Here is a 15,945-nt window from a genome sequence, read left to right on the forward strand (position 1 = left end):
GCCCGCCCAAGGGCTCACCAGGCGCCGGGCGCCGGCGGCGGGACGACCGGGGGGCGGTCGTCGCAGGTGATCGTGTTGGGCAGCTCCCAGGCGGCGAGCCAGGGGCCCGTCGTGCCGCCGCCGTCGTTGCCGCCCCGGTCCTCGACGGTGAACTCGGAGCCGGTCGCGGGGAAGTTGAACGCCCCGCAGTTGTTGACGCCGACGGCTCCTACGTTGCGCGCGTCGACGTTCTCGAAGGACGCCGTGCCCGCCGCGCGGGCGCTGAGCACGGAGGTGCCGGTGCCGTCGACCTTGACGTCCTTGAAGTGGACGTTCTTGATCGAGTACTGGTCCTTCACCGCGTAGTCGGAGACCAGCATGATCGCGTTGTAGGTGTTGTCGAGGTAGCGGTCGCCGGTGATCCGGATGTCGGCGTCGATGTCCTTGTCCAGGGCGTAGAACCAGATGGCGCCGAGCCCGATCTTCCAGTTCAGCTCGTACGTCCCGGCCCGCACGGTCGTGTTGTCGGTGATCCGGAGGCGGCCGGTGAAGGGCTCCGCGCCGAACCGTGCCCCGATGTGCAGGGCGCTGCCCTCGCGGACCGGGTCCGCGATCAGGTTGCCGGAGACCGTGGTGTCGGCACCGCCGTACAGGGCGATGCCGTTGGCGAGGACCGGGGTCTGGACGGTGTTGCGGGCGAACGTGTTGCGGGTGTTCTGCTGTTTCTCGGCCCACATGGCGAGCGCGTCGTCGCCCGTGTTGCGCAGGAAGTTGTGTGCGACGAGGGAGTCGCTCACCCCTGTGTGGAAGTTGAGGCCGTCGGCGATCTGGTCGACGATGATGTTCCGCGTCACCCGTACGTTTCTCATGGGGCCGTCGAACCAGAGGCCGACCTTGGTGTGGTGCAGGTACAGGCCGTCGATCGTGGAGTCGCTCATGGCGCCGCCGACGGCGTTGACCTGGTCGGTGTCGATGCGCTCACGGACGTCGCCCTCGATGGCGAAGCCGGACAGATGGACATCGCGGCTGCCGCCGTCCGCCGCGCTCCTGCCGTAGAAGCCGACACCTGTGTGCACGGAGCCGTCGGTGGCGGGGGTGTCGAGGGTGACCTGGTGGCCCTTGACGGTCGTGTACCAGTTGCCCGCGCCGACGATCGTCACGTCGTCGACGATGATGTGCCGGTTGACCTGATACGTGCCCGGTGGCAGATACACCTTCAGGTGGCGGCGCTTCGCGTCGGCGACGGCCCGCTCGATCGCGGCGGCGGAGTCCCGGCGTCCGGTGGGGTCGGCTCCGTACCGCAGGACGTTGGCGGCGCGGGCCTCGATGTGCGGGGCGCCGACCAGCTCCGAGTCGAGCAGGTCGATGACCGTCCACGCGGCCTCCGTACCGGCGGGCGCGGTCAGCCGCACGGTGTCACCGGCCCGGTAGGTCCGGTCGAGGCGCACACGTGTCTCGTCGTAGAAGTGGCTCGGGCGGAACGGCTTGGCGATGACGGGGGCGGGTGTCGTCGCCGACGGCACGCAGCCGCACTCGGTGATCCACCAGTCGGGGTGCAGGAGGTCGGCCCGGGGATCGTTGCTGAAGGGGTACTGGTTGTAGAGCCACGCGTACCGCGAGGTCAGCTCCACCGGCGCCTCGCGCCTGCCGTCGACCCTCAGGTCCAGCGGGGCGGTGATGCCGCCCCCGGTGGGGCTGTCCGGGATGCTGTAGCGGACGGTGAGCGCGTTGGCGGCGCGGTCCAGGGTGAACTCGACGTACTCGCCCGGTCTCAGCTTCACCGCGGAGCGGCCCGATGCCTCCGAGGGCAGCGTGTACGCGGTGCGGTCCGGGCCGATGACGGTGCCGTTCGTGCGCGCGCTCTCCGCCTCCTGCTCGACGAAGGGCACGTCGGCGCCGCGCCCTTCGGCCAGGGTCGGGGCGAGGGCGGCGCGGGTCACGGGGGTGGGCGCCGGGGCGGAGTGGCCGGTGGCGAGGGCCGGCTGGGCCAGGGCGAGGGCGAGCACGGCCGTGGTGGCGGTCAGGGCCACGGTCGCGCGGGGTGAGTGCCACGACAGGGGGTACCACGGCATCCGGATCTCGTTTCTCTCGTCGCGCTGCGCAAGTGCCGTGACAGTAGGGCGCCTTGGCACATCGCCACAAGGTGTTCGTGCGAGATTTCCGGTACGGGTGAGCCTTGTTTGCGTTCCTCTGTCAGATTCTTGCGTCGGGTGCGCAGATCGCGTTGGGTGCGCTGACCGTGTGGGGTGCGCTCGGTTCGTGAAGGGGGAAGCCGTCCGTCCGCAGCACCCCTCCCCCGGCGTCCACGGCGAACACCTCGCACCCCGGCAGGGCCGCCGCCCACTCGACGCCCTCGCCGCCCAGCGCGAACGCCGCGGTGGCGACCGCGTCCGCCTCGGTCAGGGTGGGGGCCACGACGGTCATGCTGAGCAGGCCGGTCGCGGGGCGCCCGGTGCGGCCGTCGATGATGTGGTCGCCGCGCTCGTAGCGGGCGGAGGTGGCGACCGCGTTGTCGGTCAGGTCGAGGACGGCGCACAGTTTGTCGGCGCGTTCCGGGTGGCGCACCCCCGCGCGCCAGGGCCCGCCGGAGACGACGACGTCGCCCCCCGCGTTCAGGCAGAACCGCCGCACACCCGCCGCGCGCAACGACTGTGCGGCGCGCTGCACCGACCAGCCCTTCACCACCGCGCAGGGGTCGAAACCGCGCCCCGGCAGGCGGGTGGCGAACGCGCCGCCCGTGGCGCGCCGGTAGCGCTCGCACAGGCCGAGCACCTCCGTGAGATCCTCGCTCAGCTCGTGCGGTGCGAGGTCGCCGCGGCCGTAGGCCGACACCTCGCTGTCGGCCTTGAAGGGGCTGAACCGCGCGTCGGCCTCGCGCAGCCACGCGAAGACGGCGTCCACGGCCTCCTTGGCCACGTCATCGTCGTCGATCCGCAGCGAGACCGGGAACCCCATGACGTGCTCGACGCGGCGCACGTCAGGCGCCCCGCGCGTCGAGCGCCGCCTGAAGGGACTCCACGTAGGCGTCGCTGGTGATCGTCGCGCCGGTGACCGTGTCGACGTCCGCGCTCTGCGCCTCCAGCGTCTCGGCGACGAGCTTCGGCACGGCCGCCGCCGTCTGGGGGTGGTTGGGCTGCTGGAGCAGCTTCACCGCGGAGATCCTGTCGCCGTCGAAGGTGACCTGGACCTGGACGGGCCCCTTCTCGGTGGTGACGGTCGACCCGGTGACGACCTGGGACGAGGAGCCGGTCGAGGTGGGCGCGGGTGCCGAGGGCGCCGGGCCGGCGGGCTCCGCGACCGCCGTCGTACCGCCGATGGAGGGCTCGTAGCGCCAGACGGCGACCAGGCCCACGATGCTGAGGGCGACGACGGGTACGGCCCGGGGGATGTTTCGCTTCACGTCTGCTTCCTTGTCCGTCCTTGTCCTGGATCTCGTGCTCAGCCTCGTGCTCGGCCTCGTGGGCGCCCTCGTCAGCCGGCCAGGCTGAAGCGCTCGAAGTGGATCTGCCGCTTGGGCACACCCAGGTCGCCGAGTGTGCGCAGGACGGCGTTCATCATCGGTGGCGGCCCGCACAGGAAGACGTCCCGGTCGGCGAGGTCCGGCACGAGGCGGGCCAGTTCGCGCGGCGCGAGCCGGTCGGGGACGGGCGGGCCCGTGACGAGGTGCAGCTCGGCTCCCTTGGCGAGGGCGAGGTCGCGCAGTTCGTCGTGGAGGACGGCGTCGCGTTCGGAGGCGACGCGGTAGATGACGACGGTGTGGCCGTCCAGGTCCTCCAGGAGGGCGCGGATCGGGGTGACGCCGACGCCGCCCGCGATGAGCAGCGACTCGGTCCGCGTCCGGTGCAGGGCGGTGAAGGCACCGTAGGGCCCCTCGGCGAAGACACGTGTGCCGGGCTTCAGGCGTCGCAGGTTGGCGCTGCCCTCCCCCACCGCTTTGGCGGTCAGGCGCAGGGAGCGGCCGTCGGGCGCGGCGGAGAGCGAGAACGGGTTCGCCTGCCACCAGCGGTCCCTCGTCAGGAACCGCCACAGGAAGAACTGCCCTGCCTGGGCGGGCAGTTGGCCGAGGTCGCGGCCGGTGATGTGGACCGAGACGACGTGGTCCGACTCGGGGACGACCGCGGAGACCCGGAACCGGTGGCGCCGGTTGCGCCACAGCGGCAGCACGACGCGGCCGACGAGGACCGCGCCGAGGGCCGCGCCCCACAGCGTGTACCAGTACGCGGTCGCGGCGGACGACGACGTGAAGGTCGTGCCGACCGCGACCTGGTGCGTGAAGGCGAGGACCACGGCCACGTAGGTGTACAGGTGGATGAAGTGCCAGGTCTCGTAGGCGAGACGGCGGCGGGCCCAGCGGGCGGAGACCGCGCCGACGACGAGGATGAGGCCGAGGGCGACGACCGCGCGCAGCACACCTTCCGTCGTCCGGGCCAGGTCGACGAGTTCGGTGACGGGCCCGACGCCCGCGCCGTCCGCGTAGCCGAAGCTGATGAAGACGACGTGGGCGAGCAGCGACCACAGCAGGGCGAAGCCCGTCCAGCGGTGCAGGGCGGTCAGCCGGTCCATGCCGATGCGGCGGTCGAGCCAGGGCAGCCGGGCGACGAGGACCAGCTGGAACGCCATGATCAGCGCACTGTAGAGACCGGTGAGGCGGCCGATGACGATGAGCGCGTTGGAGGCGAAGCCCGCCTGGGCGAAGAACCAGGCGACGACGGCCGCGTTGGCGGCGAGCACCGCGTAGAGGCCCGCGCGGGCCACTACGCGGGGGCGTGTCGCCGTGGGCGGCGCGGCGGGTGACTGGACGGTCGTCACAGGACGGCAGCTCCTTGCTGATGCGGGGAGACGGGACGGTTCGAGCTTGGCCCGCGGAAGCTGTCGGGAACCTGTCGGACTGCTGACAACTCCTTATCAATGAGTCAGCTGTGTGAGCCGGGGCATACGGGCCGGCCTGCGCCATGACGCACTATGAGCGGGTGGAAAAAGTGCGCCTCCTCGTCGTCGACGACGACCCCCCGATCGCCGACCTCGTCGCGACCGTCGCCCGCTACGAGGGCTGGGACGCGGTCACCGCGCACACCGGCGAGGACGCGCTGAGACTGGCCGGCGAGTTCCGCCCGGACATCGTGGTGCTCGACCTGATGCTGCCGGGGGTGGACGGTTTCGGCGTCCTGGACCGGCTGCGCGCGGCGGGCACGATGGTGCCGGTGGTCTTCCTCACCGCGCGCGACGGCGTCGCCGACCGGGTCGCGGGGCTGACCCGGGGCGGCGACGACTACCTGGTCAAACCGTTCGCGGTGGAGGAGCTGATGGCGCGCCTGCGCACGGTGCTCCGGCGCAGCGCCGGGCCGAACCTCCAGCGGTCCGTGCTGCGGATCGGCGAGCTGTCGATGGACGAGGACACCCACGAGGTGCGCCACGGCGAGCGGTCCCTCACCCTCACGCCGACCGAGTACGAGGTGCTGCGCTTCCTGATGCGCAAGTCGCCGACGGTGATGACGAAGGCGCAGATCCTCGACCATGTGTGGGAGTACGGCTTCGGTGGGCGCTCGAACGTCGTGGAGCTGGTCGTCAGCCGTCTGCGCCGCAAGCTGGACGACGACGACAGCGGGGCGCCGCTGATCGAGACCGTGCGCGGTTTCGGCTACGTCATACGGCAGCAGGCGGGCGAGTGAGAAACGTAGGACGTGTGCGACGTGCCCGAGGTGTGCCCCAGGTGCGACGGGTGGCCGACCGGGTGCGCCGCGCGTATCGGCGGCTGCGGCTCGGCACCCGCCTCGCGCTCGGCCTCGGGGCACTCGCCCTGGTGGTGTTCGCCGTCGTCGGCACGGCCCTCACGACATACATGCGGGACTATCTGACGCACCAGCTGGACGATCAGCTCGGGCTCGCGCAGGTCGCCCAGTCCAAGAGCATCGCGGCGAACGGCACGCTCCAGGGCAAGAAGTACTACCGCTGGTACTACGCCGTGTACGACGTGTCGGGCCACACCGCCGAGCTGCGCTCACCCGAGGAACGCGGCGATCTGCCCCGCGACATCGCGCCGCTCACCTCCCTGGCCGAGAAGCAGATCACCGACCGCACCGAGGTGCTGCGCACCGTGCACCTCGACGGCAGGGGCGAGTACCGGCTGCGGGCCTGCGCGGTCTCCCCCGGGGTGGTGCTGGTGAGCGCGGCGCCGACGCGGGACATCGACGACACATTGCATCGGCTGATCGGTGTACAGGTCGTCGCCTTCGCCCTCGCGCTCGCGGCGCTGGTGGAGTCCGGCCGCCGCATGTTGCGCCGCGGCCTCAACCCGCTCAGCGACATGGCGCACACCGCGCACGGTATCGCCTCGCACGACCTGACCGAGTCCGCGGCCCGGCTGCCGATCCGCGCCGACAAGCGGGGCGGCGGCCCGGAGGTCGAGGAGTTGCGCGCGGCGTTCAACACCATGCTGGAGCACATCGACGACTCGCTCGCCGTCCGCGCCGACGCCGAACAGCGGCTGCGCCGCTTCGTCGCAGACGCCTCGCACGAACTGCGCACCCCGCTCATGTCCGTACGGGGCTACGCCGACCTCTTCCAGTACGCCGCCGCCAACGCGCCCGAGGAACGCGACAGACACCTGGCACGGCTGCGCGCCGAGGCCGCCCGCATGGGGGTGCTCCTCGACGATCTTCTGCTGCTCGCGCGGTTCGACGAGGCCGAGATGGACGCGCCGCTCCGGCTGCGGGACGCGGACCTCGTGGAACTGGTCGAGGAGGCGGCCGCCGCGTTCCGGGCCGGGCATCCCGACCGCCCGCTCATGGTGACGGTTCCGGCGCGCTCGGCCCCGCTGCGGCTGCGCGTCGACGCGGGGCGGGTCCGGCAGGTCCTCGACAACCTGCTCGCCAACGCGGCCGTGCACACACCCGCCGGAACACGTGTGTCCGTGGCGGTCGTCCGGGAGCGGGACACGGCGGTGGTGCGGATCGAGGACGCGGGCCCCGGCATCCCGCCCGCGGACCGGGCGAAGGTCTTCGACCGTTTCTACCGCGTCGACAAGGCGCGCACGCGCGAACGCGGCGGCAGCGGTCTCGGCCTCTCCGTCGCCCGCTCCCTCACCCACGCGCACGGCGGCACGCTGACCCTCACGAGCCGGCCGGGGTCGACGGTGTTCGCGGTGCGGCTGCCGGTGCCCTGACCCCGGGCGCGGCGGTCGCCGGGGACAGCGCGGCGGCGACGAGCATCAGGAGCAGCACCGGGACCATCGCGGCGCGCAGCCCGTGGTGTTCGCCGAGGAAACCGAGCGCGGGCGGGCCCGCGAGCAGCGCCACGTAGCCGATCCGGGAGGTCAGGGCGGTGCGGCCGACCGTGTCTGGGCCGGACTCGCCCGCCGCCGAGAGGGCCAGGGGGAAGCCGAGGCTGGTGCCGATCCCCCAGAGCAGCACGGAACAGCCCGCGGCGGCCGGGGAGTCCACGAAGGAGACCAGGGCGATGCCCGCGACGGTCAGCAGGGCGCCGCCGCCCAGCACGGCGGGGCGGCCGACCCGGGCGACCACGGGGCCGCCCGCGAACCGGCCCGCCGCCATCGCCGCGGCGAACCCCGCGTACACCAGGGAGCCGAGGCCCGCGGGCATGTCGTGGCCGTCGACCATCAGCAGCGGCAGCCAGTCGGTCGCGGCGCCCTCGGCCAACGTCATCCCGAGGACGACACCGCCGATCATGAGGAGCCGGGGGTCGAGGAAAAGGCGCCGCTCCTTGACCCCCGCACTGGCAGCGTCCTCGGACTGCTGGGCCGGGGACCGACTGCCGATCCCGGGCCGCAGCCCCGGCACCGCGTAGGCGAAAAGCCCTACGACGACGATCAACATGCCCGCCAGATGCCATGGCACCGGGACACCGGCCAGGGCGCCGCCCACGCCGAGCGCCGCCCCGATCACGGTGCCGAGGCTGTAACACCCGTGCAGGGCGGGCAGGACGGGGCGCCCCAGCTGCCGCTCCACATGGACGCCGTCCACATTGCTGGCGACCTCCGAGAGGCCGATGCCCGCGCCGATGAGCAGCAGACCGAAGGCGACCGCCGGGGCCGAGGCGTACGTCGTTCCGAGGGCTACGGTGGCGACGCTGGCCAGCACGAGCAGCATCCCGGCGACGATCACGGGCCGGGTCGCCCACCGCGCCACCAGCGCGCCCGCCACCAGGATGCCGAGCATCGAGCCGATCGACATGCCGAAGAGCACGAGCCCCATCTCGGCGGTCGACGCGTCGAGCCGGTCCCGCACGTCGGGCGTCCGCGTGACCCAGGTGGCCAGGGCGAGCCCGGGTATCGCGAAGCAGAGCCGGAGGGCGGCGCGGTGGCGTCGTACGAGCGGGTCCAGAGGGACGGGGTGCATGGAGCGGGCCTCCGGGGGCGGGACGGCGAACGTACGTCCGTACCCTAACCAGCCGTTCCGGCGCCCCGGTGCCGCCGCAGCCACCGGTCGAGCGCGGCGAAGTCGCTGTCCAGCAGGCCGAATCGGGGATCGACACGGTGGGCCAGGGTGTGTCCCGGCCGCCGCGCGTCGAGCCACACCTGGTCCCGGTCGCTGATCTCGTCGTCGGCCCAGGCGAACGGCCGCCCGTCGGCCCAGTCGAACAGGACGCGGGTCTTCCAGTGCACGCCGGGCACGTGACCGTCGTCGTGCGCCTCGCTGTCCGCGTCGGGCCACTCCACGACGGGCAGCTCGGGCAGGCCGAGCCACGGGGCGACGCAGTCGTTGGCCTCGGACCCCCACGTGGTCGCCCACACCAGCGTGCACGGCAGGGCCGACAGCCGTGGCCCGAGCGCCGGGTCGATCCGGTCGACAAGCGGATTCGCGACGACGCCGCGCGGCGGACGCGCGGGCCGATGAACCGGATACCCCCCGGGCATCTCCCGCGCCGTGGCCCCGAAGGGAATGAGCGGCCCATCTACATCGAGAAACAGCAGGGGCAACGCGGCACTGGTCACGCGGACAACATAGGGCGCGTGGGAAAACTCCGGGCAGCGAAGGCTATCCGGAGCGCCGCGGCGCTCGCGTGGGGCGCTGCGGCGCACTGGCGTTCGCGGTCAGGGCGTTGCCGTCCTGGTAGTGGATCGCGACGCCGCCAGGCTCCCAGAACGTGCCGCCGGCCTGCCGGGGTCGCCGGGCTCCCACTCGACCTGGATCGTCGCCGATGTGTGACACGGACCGGTGGTACGGGGTGCGAGACGACAGGTGTGAGGTGCGCGGTGCGGGACGACAATGTGCGACGTGTCGTCCGGCGCCGGTTTGTAGCATGGACGCGCATAGCAGCGAGCACGCCGGAAGGGGCGACCGTGGACGCTGGTGGCGACGCCTCCTCCCTCGACCGGGCGACGGCGGACTTCCTCGCCGTCCGCCCCCAGTTGTTCGGCATCGTCTACCGCGTGCTCGGCAGCGTCGCCGAGGCCGAGGACATCGTGCAGGACGCGTGGCTGCGCTGGCGGAAGGTCGACCGCGCGGACGTCGTCGAACCCGCCGCGTACCTGACCACGATCACCACCCGTCTCGCCATCAACTACGCCCAGTCCGCCCGCGTACGGCGCGAGACCTACGTCGGCCCGTGGCTGCCCGAACCGGTCAACACCGAGGCGGACCCGCAGATCGGGGCCGAACGGGCGGCGGCCGTCGACCTGGCCGTCCTGCTGCTCCTCGAAAAGCTGAACCCGGTGGAACGGGCCGCGTACGTGCTGCGCGAGGCGTTCGACTACCCGTATCGCAGGATCGCGGAGATCCTGGAGACCAGCGAGGCCAACACACGTCAGCTCGTGAGCCGTGCCCGCAAACACCTCACCGCGCAGCGCAAGGAACGGGTGAGCGCCGCCGACCACCGGCGCCTCCTCGAAGTGTTCCTGGACGCCGCGCGCACCGGGAATCTGGCGGTGCTCGAAGAGGTCCTCGCCACCGATGTCGTCAGCTACTCCGACGGCGGAGGGAAGCGCGGCGCGTCGAGGATCCCGGTCGTCGGCCGCGCTCACGTGTCGCGGTACCTCGTGGCGTTCGCGCCGCGCTTCTGGCCCGGGGCGCAGGTCCGGTGGACCGAGGCCAACGGCCGGCCGGCCGTCCTCGTCTCCGCCGGGGGCGACGCCGTGGCCCTGCTGTCCCTGGACATCTCCGCGCACGGCGTCGAACGCCTCATGTGGATCATGAACCCGGCCAAGCTGGCACCGTACGTGGCGTCCCTGGCGGCCTGAACTCCTCCCGTCCCGGGACAGGTGTCACACATCGAACGCGGCCCCGGTCAGTGTCGATGAACACGCGAATGATCGGGGCGATCGTGGCCGCCACCCGGAGCCCGGCCCCGCGAGGAAAGCTGGCCGAGTAGGTCCTCCCGCCCGTCCCGCCCCCTGCGCTACCCCAGTACCCCAGTACCCCAGTACCCCAGTACCTCAGTACCTCAGTACCTCAGTACCCGGAAGTACCCCCGTACCCGGAAGGAGACAGTCATGAAGATCGTCGTCATCGGCGGCACCGGCCTCATCGGCTCGAAGCTGGTCACCAAGCTTGAGGAGCAAGGCCACGAGGCGGTGCCCGCCGCGCCCAACACCGGCGTCAACACGTTGACCGGGGAGGGCCTCGCCGAGGTCCTCGAAGGCGCGGAGGTCGTCGTCGACGTGTCCAACTCGCCCTCGTTCGCGGACGACGCCGTGATGGAGTTCTTCCGCACGTCGACCGCCAACCTCCTCAGGGCCGAGGCCGACGCCGGTGTCACGCACCACGTCGCCCTGTCGGTGGTCGGCACCGAACGCCTCCAGGACAGCGGCTACTTCCGCGCCAAGCAGGCCCAGGAAGAACTGATCAAGGCGTCCGGCATCCCCTGGTCCCTCGTGCACGCCACGCAGTTCTTCGAGTTCGTCCAGGGCATCGCCGCCGAGGCGACCCACGGGGACACCGTCCGTCTCGCCCCCGCCAGGATCCGGCCCGTGTACTCGGACGACGTGGCCGCCGCCGTCTGCCGTACCGCCGTCGGCGCCCCGGTGAAGGGCGTCGTCGAGGTCACCGGCCCCGACACCTTCCGACTCGACGAGCTGGTCCGCGACGTCCTGGCCGCGCGGAAGGACCCGCGCACCGTCGTGACCGACCCCGACGCCACGTACTTCGGCGTCGCGCTGCGGGAGACGACGCTCCTGCCCGGACCCGACGCGCACGTCGGCGCCACGCGCTTCGCGGACTGGGCCGCGCGGCAGCAGGCGTGAAGCGTTGACCGACACTGTGCTCCCGAAAGGATCTGCCATGCGCCATCTGTCACGTGATCTGTCCCGTCATGTGTCCCGTCGTCTGTCCCGTCATGTGTCACGTCATCTGTCCCGTCACGTGTCACGTCACGTGTCACGTCACGTGTCACGTCACGTGTCACGTCTGGGAGTGATCGGCGCCGCGTGCGCCGCGCTCATCGTCCCCGCCGCCACCGTCACCAGCGCTCACGCGACCCCGGGCGGCCCCGGTGTCACCGCGAGACTCATCGCCAGTACCACGATCGGCGGCCGGGACTACATCCTGCGCGAGATAACCGTCCCGCCCGGTCAGGGCACCGGCTGGCACTACCACGACGGCACCCTGTACGGCTTCGTCAGACAGGGCACTCTCAGCCACTTCGACGCCACCTGTGCCTCTGACGGCGTGTACAAGAAGGGGAGTTCACTCAAGGAGCCGTCCGGCGCGGACCACGTGCATCTCGGCCAGAACCGGGGCACCACCGACGTGGTCCTCGACGTTCTCTACGTGCTGCCGCACGGCGCCCCGTTCGCGAGGGACGCCGCCAACCCGGGGTGCGACTTCGAATGACGGTGCGTCAGCGGCCGTGCGCCTAGGACAGTACGGGTGAAGCGGCCGGTGTGACGACCTGCTCGTCCAGGAAGGTGGCCAGCTCCTGGGCCTCGGCGTCGACGGCCTCCCGTTCGATGGGGGTGAAGGGGCGCAGCGGGCTGACCTGCGGGCGGCGATCGCGTACGGTCCAGGTCGCGGCGACGCGCCCGTCGACGAGGACCACGCGTTGGCCCGCGACGGACAGGCCGAGGTGGGCGTCGTCGATGATCCGGCTCCGGTCGCGGTAGCCGAGGACGGCGTTGTCGAACGCCGGCAGGAACCTCACCGGGACCGGGGTGTCCGGGTCGGGGCGCGGCGCGTCGGGCAGGTCGAGGAGGGTACGGCCGTGTTCGTCGCGGAAGGTCACGAGCTCGTCCCGGACGGCTTTGACGGCGGCCGGCAGCCCGGCAAGGCCGCACCAGGCGCGCAGGTCCGCACTGGTGGCCGGGCCGTAGGCGGCCAGGTAGCGGCGCACGAGGTGCTGTCCGACGGGGTCGGTGCCGTCGTCGTCGGGCAGGGGGTCGATCTCCCGCCCCAGCCAGGTGGCCAGGGGCAGATTGCGGACGCCCGCGGTCCGCTGCCACAGGCCGCGGGGCGGGAGTTGGGCCATGGGTACGAGGGCGGCGACGAGCAGTTCGCCGAGGGCCCGGCGGGGCGGGTCCGGCCACCGGTCGCGGACCGCCTGCACCAGTTCGCTCATGGTGCGCGGCTGACGGTCGGCCATGACCGCTCGGCCCGCGGCGGCGGCCTCGTCCAGGTCGACGCCCGCCAGTTCGCGGCGGTAGGTGCCGAGGACGCGCTGGCGCAGCATGGCGTCGTGGCGGGCCCGCCACGCGAGCGCGTCCTGGGCGCTCATGAGGTGGACGGTGCGGCGCATGAGGTGGGTGCGCACCACGGTGCGGCCGGTCAGGGCGTCGTCCAGGTGACCGGGCTCGAAGCCGGCGACCCTCGACCACAGCCCGACGAACGGCTCCTGCGGCTCCTGTGCCTGCAGACCGCACAGGTGGGTGACGGCCCCGGCCACGGAGGTGTCGGCGCGTGTGAGCAGGTGTTGGCGGGCGAGGGTGGCGCGGTTGAGGGCGCGGCTGTCGAGCACGGTCATGGGATTCTCCGGCGGTCCGGGCTCAGCCGTTGTAGGGAGCGGCGACGTCGAGGACCCACGTGACGCCGAAGCGGTCGGTCAACATGCCGTACAGCGGTGCCCATGGCGCGGGTTCCAGCGCTCGCGTGACGGCCGCCCCCTCGGCCAGCCCGCGCCAGAGGGCGGTGATCTCCTCGGCGTCGTCGCCGCGCACGGAGACGAAGAACGGGTTCTCGCCCTGATTCCAGGGGAGGTGGGACGGGACGTCGTAGGCCATGACGTGGAAGCCGTCGGCACCGGTCACCTCGCCCCACATGACCCAGTCCGCCTCGTTCTCGTTCCCGACGGCGCCCGCGTCCTTGTAGGTGACGGCGACGGTGCGCCCGCCGAAGACGGACCGGTAGAAGTCCAGTGCATCGCGGGCGTCCCCCCGGAAGTTCAGGTGCGTGGTGGTGGTGACGGACATGACGGGCTCCTTGCCTAGGTGTGCGGGCGCCTCGCGGGTGTGGTGCCTCCCGGGCGGCTCGTGTGCCACTATGACGGAGGTACAGGACAGGGTGTGTCCGCTACTCGACACCCACTGCTCGACAGCCGTTGACCGCCCGCACGCTCGCTGACCGCCCGCACACTCGCTGATCGCCGCACAGCTCCAGGAAGTCAGAAGGACACGTATGCAGAAGACGTCCTCCCGGCTGCTCGCCCTCCTCTCCCTGTTGCAGACACATCGGGACTGGTCCGGCGAACACCTCTCCGAGCGGCTCGACGTCACCCCGCGCACCGTGCGCCGCGACATCGACCGGCTGCGCGAACTCGGCTACCGGATCACGACCGTGAAGGGCCCGTCTGGCGGCTACCGGCTGGACGCGGGCACACATATGCCGCCCATGCTGTTCGACGACGGTCAGGCGGTCGCCCTGGCCGTCGCGTTGCGGACGGCGGCGGCCGACACCGTCGTCGCCGAGGACGCCGCCCGCGCCCTGGCCACCCTCCGCCAGGTCATGCCGGACCGTCTGCGCCACCGCATCGACTCGCTGCGGGTCACGGCTGTCCGGCCGCCCACCACAGCCGACACGTCCGGTGCCGCGCAGGTTGACAGCCGAATCCTGGTGGAGCTGGGTCGCGTCATCCACGCCCGCGAGGAGCTGCGCTTCGACTATGCCGCCGCGGGCGCGACGGCCGGGCCGCGCCGCGTGCAGCCCCACCATCTGGTCACCTGGTCGCACCGCTGGTACCTGGTGGCCTGGGATCTCGACCGGGAGGACTGGCGCGTCTTCCGGGCCGACCGCGTCCGGCCGCGCACCCCCACCGGCCCCCGCTTCACCCCGCGTGAACTCCCCGCCGACACCGTCTCCGCCTTCGTCATCAGCCGCTTTCGCGGCAACGACGGCAGCGCCACCGAGTGGCCCTGCCAGGGTGAGGTCATCCTCCACCTCCCGGCCGCCGAGGCCGCGCCCTTCGTTGGGGACGGCCTCGTCGAGGAGCTGGGTCCCCGGCGTTGCCGGCTCACCCTCGGCTCCTGGTCATGGACCGGACTGGCCGCCGCCATCGGCTGCTTCGACGCGGAGTTCGAGGTCGTGGGACCGCCCGAGCTGCACACGGCCTTGGCCGACCTCGCCGCCCGCTACGGCCGCGCCGCGTCCGGGTGAACGGCGGGCCCGGCCGGTGATCCGCCTGCCGCGCGTCGCCACCCCGGCGCGGCGACGAGGCACCACCCCGCCCCGGCCCCCACGACGTACCAGAACAGATCGGGCGCGTTGAACGTCGCCCCGAGCAGCGGCCGCAGAGCCGCGGGGATGCCCACGATCTGGAGCAGTTCCACGGCCCAGCTGAACCCCAGCGCGATGCCCGCGGCCACGACGGGCCGCGACCGGGGCGCCACCACGACCACCACCGCACACACCAGCACCGTGTACAGCGCGTCCCCCGCGTACTTCGCGAAGGGCCCGCCGGTCCACGACCTGATCGCCAGCCCCGCCGCGACCGTCACCACGGCGACGACCAGCCCCCACCACCGTCTGCTCATGCCCGGACCCTACGTGCCCCTGATGCCGCGGGCGTACGGGGCCCGGTCAGCCGCCCGCCTTCTTCGCCGCCGTCTTCACCGCCGCGTCGGCGTTCACGATGCCGCGGCCCAGCTTGTCCTCGTGTCCCGGGTCGGTGGCGGTGTCGCGGATGGTGGACATGACGGCGTCCGGCGCGAGGCCCCGCTGGTGCAGGAGCGCCGCGAGCGCGGAGACGTACGGCGACGCCATCGACGTACCGGAGAGCTTCCCGTACCCGGAGGTGTTCTTCAGGGACTCCTTGGTCCGGTACGTGGGCAGCGTGGACAGGATGTCGACGCCGGGCGCCGAAACCGCCTGCTGCGCGCCGAAGTTGGAGAACGAGGCGGCCTTGCCGTCCCGGTCGCTCGCCCCGACGACGAGCACGGGTGTGTCCACCTTGTAAGGCTGGGTGTTCGCGCCGTCGTTGCCCGCCGCCGCGACGACCACGGCGCCCTTGTCGTGGGCGTGCCGGATGGCCTGGTTGAGGATGCCGCCCTGGAGCAGGTTCGACATCAGCGGGCCTTCGCCGAGGGAGAGGTTGATGACGTCGGCGCCGTGATCGGCCGCCCACACGATGCCCTTGGTGATGTTCGCGTTGCTGCCCGAGCCGTCGGTCCCGAGCACCCGTACGGGCATGATCTTCGCGCCGGGCGCGCCGCCCGCGACACCCACGCCGTTGTCGGTGTGTGCGGCGGCGATGCCGGAGACATGTGTGCCGTGGCCGTTCATGTCCTTGGGCTCGTCGTCGTTGTCGACGAAGTCGTGGCCGTCGACGAGCCTGCCCTTCAGGTCGGGGTGGTCCGGGTCGGCGCCCGAGTCGACGACCGCGATCACCGTGTCCTCGCCCTTCGCCGTCTTCCACGCCTGCGGCAGCCGGATCGCGTCGAGCGCCCACTGGTCGTCCCGCATGGGGTCGGGGTCGGCCTGGTCACCGCCGCCACCGCACGCGGTGGTCACCGTCAGTGCGCCGACCGCCAGACACAGGGCGAACGAGGTACGGATACGCATACGCATGGTCCGAGCCTGATCGGCACTG

General features: G+C 72.1%; 16 protein-coding genes. 6 read left to right on the plus strand and 10 right to left on the minus strand.

Going from position 1 to position 15,945, the window contains the following annotated elements:
- Positions 1 to 14 precede the first annotated feature (14 nt).
- The 4 genes from C1N81_RS08895 to C1N81_RS08910 form a co-directional block, all read right to left on the minus strand.
- Entirely contained in the window at positions 15 to 2,051 is a 2,037-nt protein-coding gene (locus tag C1N81_RS08895) for a glycosyl hydrolase family 28-related protein (protein ID WP_394428178.1), read from the minus strand.
- Between the two features lie 121 nt (positions 2,052 to 2,172).
- Positions 2,173 to 2,955 carry an FAD:protein FMN transferase gene (locus C1N81_RS08900; RefSeq protein WP_394428179.1) on the minus strand — a complete coding sequence of 261 codons (783 nt, stop codon included), beginning with the start codon at positions 2,953 to 2,955 and terminating at the stop codon, positions 2,173 to 2,175.
- A gap of 1 nt (position 2,956) precedes the next feature.
- The gene (locus C1N81_RS08905) at positions 2,957 to 3,367 is read right to left on the minus strand and encodes an FMN-binding protein (RefSeq protein ID WP_394437816.1); all 411 of its coding nucleotides are present in this window, start codon (positions 3,365 to 3,367) and stop codon (positions 2,957 to 2,959) included.
- A gap of 83 nt (positions 3,368 to 3,450) precedes the next feature.
- The gene (locus tag C1N81_RS08910) at positions 3,451 to 4,788 is read right to left on the minus strand and encodes a ferredoxin reductase family protein (RefSeq protein WP_394428180.1); all 1,338 of its coding nucleotides are present in this window, start codon (positions 4,786 to 4,788) and stop codon (positions 3,451 to 3,453) included.
- A 161-nt stretch (positions 4,789 to 4,949) separates the two neighbouring features.
- On the opposite strand from C1N81_RS08910, the gene C1N81_RS08915 reads away from it, so the two are divergent.
- Together C1N81_RS08915 and C1N81_RS08920 are read left to right on the plus strand one after the other, a co-directional pair.
- A complete protein-coding gene (locus C1N81_RS08915; RefSeq protein ID WP_394428181.1) occupies positions 4,950 to 5,648 on the plus strand; it encodes a response regulator transcription factor in 699 nt (232 codons plus the stop codon).
- 50 nt (positions 5,649 to 5,698) lie between these two features.
- A complete protein-coding gene (locus tag C1N81_RS08920) occupies positions 5,699 to 7,141 on the plus strand; it encodes a sensor histidine kinase (RefSeq protein ID WP_394437818.1) in 1,443 nt (480 codons plus the stop codon).
- On the opposite strand, the gene C1N81_RS08925 is transcribed toward C1N81_RS08920, so the two are convergent.
- Both C1N81_RS08925 and C1N81_RS08930 read right to left on the minus strand, forming a co-directional pair.
- Positions 7,089 to 8,333 (minus strand): MFS transporter, encoded by a 1,245-nt coding sequence (locus tag C1N81_RS08925; protein WP_394428183.1) that lies wholly within the window; start codon positions 8,331 to 8,333, stop codon positions 7,089 to 7,091. The genes C1N81_RS08920 and C1N81_RS08925 overlap by 53 nt on opposite strands.
- A 44-nt stretch (positions 8,334 to 8,377) precedes the next feature.
- A complete protein-coding gene (locus C1N81_RS08930) occupies positions 8,378 to 8,929 on the minus strand; it encodes an HAD domain-containing protein (RefSeq protein WP_394428184.1) in 552 nt (183 codons plus the stop codon).
- A 348-nt stretch (positions 8,930 to 9,277) separates the two neighbouring features.
- Between C1N81_RS08930 and C1N81_RS08935 the strand changes: the two genes are divergently transcribed.
- From C1N81_RS08935 to C1N81_RS08945, 3 genes are all read left to right on the plus strand, one after another.
- A complete protein-coding gene (locus tag C1N81_RS08935) occupies positions 9,278 to 10,174 on the plus strand; it encodes an RNA polymerase sigma-70 factor (protein ID WP_394428185.1) in 897 nt (298 codons plus the stop codon).
- Between the two features lie 252 nt (positions 10,175 to 10,426).
- Positions 10,427 to 11,176: an SDR family oxidoreductase gene (locus tag C1N81_RS08940; protein WP_394428187.1), complete on the plus strand. Its 750-nt coding sequence runs from the start codon at positions 10,427 to 10,429 to the stop codon at positions 11,174 to 11,176.
- 163 nt (positions 11,177 to 11,339) lie between these two features.
- The gene (locus tag C1N81_RS08945) at positions 11,340 to 11,765 is read left to right on the plus strand and encodes a cupin domain-containing protein (RefSeq protein WP_394437820.1); all 426 of its coding nucleotides are present in this window, start codon (positions 11,340 to 11,342) and stop codon (positions 11,763 to 11,765) included.
- Positions 11,766 to 11,787: 22 nt separating this feature from the next.
- Here the strand turns inward: C1N81_RS08945 and C1N81_RS08950 are convergent, their stop codons facing one another.
- Both C1N81_RS08950 and C1N81_RS08955 read right to left on the minus strand, forming a co-directional pair.
- Complete coding sequence (locus C1N81_RS08950) at positions 11,788 to 12,888, minus strand: winged helix DNA-binding domain-containing protein (RefSeq protein WP_394428188.1); 1,101 nt, start codon at positions 12,886 to 12,888, stop codon at positions 11,788 to 11,790.
- 22 nt (positions 12,889 to 12,910) lie between these two features.
- A complete protein-coding gene (locus C1N81_RS08955) occupies positions 12,911 to 13,333 on the minus strand; it encodes a VOC family protein (RefSeq protein ID WP_394428189.1) in 423 nt (140 codons plus the stop codon).
- Positions 13,334 to 13,538: 205 nt separating this feature from the next.
- On the opposite strand from C1N81_RS08955, the gene C1N81_RS08960 reads away from it, so the two are divergent.
- Positions 13,539 to 14,513, plus strand: a complete 975-nt coding sequence (locus tag C1N81_RS08960; protein WP_394428190.1) for a helix-turn-helix transcriptional regulator — start codon at positions 13,539 to 13,541, stop codon at positions 14,511 to 14,513.
- On the opposite strand, the gene C1N81_RS08965 is transcribed toward C1N81_RS08960, so the two are convergent.
- Positions 14,489 to 14,890, minus strand: coding sequence for a ribosomal maturation YjgA family protein (locus C1N81_RS08965; RefSeq protein ID WP_394428191.1), 402 nt, complete (start codon positions 14,888 to 14,890; stop codon positions 14,489 to 14,491). The genes C1N81_RS08960 and C1N81_RS08965 overlap by 25 nt on opposite strands.
- A gap of 46 nt (positions 14,891 to 14,936) precedes the next feature.
- Positions 14,937 to 15,923 carry a S8 family peptidase gene (locus C1N81_RS08970; protein ID WP_394428192.1) on the minus strand — a complete coding sequence of 329 codons (987 nt, stop codon included), beginning with the start codon at positions 15,921 to 15,923 and terminating at the stop codon, positions 14,937 to 14,939.
- Positions 15,924 to 15,945: the final 22 nt, after the last annotated feature.

This window comes from Streptomyces sp. SGAir0957, from assembly GCF_043523415.1.

Bases quoted from the DNA above. Each gene is read 5' to 3' on its own strand.
- C1N81_RS08925 (WP_394428183.1), bottom strand. From the start codon at position 8,333: ATGCACCCCGTCCCTCTGGACCCGCTCGTACGACGCCACCGCGCCGCC.
- C1N81_RS08960 (WP_394428190.1), top strand. From the start codon at position 13,539: ATGCAGAAGACGTCCTCCCGGCTGCTCGCCCTCCTCTCCCTGTTGCAG.
- C1N81_RS08955 (WP_394428189.1), bottom strand. From the start codon at position 13,333: ATGTCCGTCACCACCACCACGCACCTGAACTTCCGGGGGGACGCCCGC.
- C1N81_RS08950 (WP_394428188.1), bottom strand. From the start codon at position 12,888: ATGACCGTGCTCGACAGCCGCGCCCTCAACCGCGCCACCCTCGCCCGC.
- C1N81_RS08970 (WP_394428192.1), bottom strand. From the start codon at position 15,923: ATGCGTATGCGTATCCGTACCTCGTTCGCCCTGTGTCTGGCGGTCGGC.
- C1N81_RS08940 (WP_394428187.1), top strand. From the start codon at position 10,427: ATGAAGATCGTCGTCATCGGCGGCACCGGCCTCATCGGCTCGAAGCTG.
- C1N81_RS08895 (WP_394428178.1), bottom strand. From the start codon at position 2,051: ATGCCGTGGTACCCCCTGTCGTGGCACTCACCCCGCGCGACCGTGGCC.
- C1N81_RS08965 (WP_394428191.1), bottom strand. From the start codon at position 14,890: ATGAGCAGACGGTGGTGGGGGCTGGTCGTCGCCGTGGTGACGGTCGCG.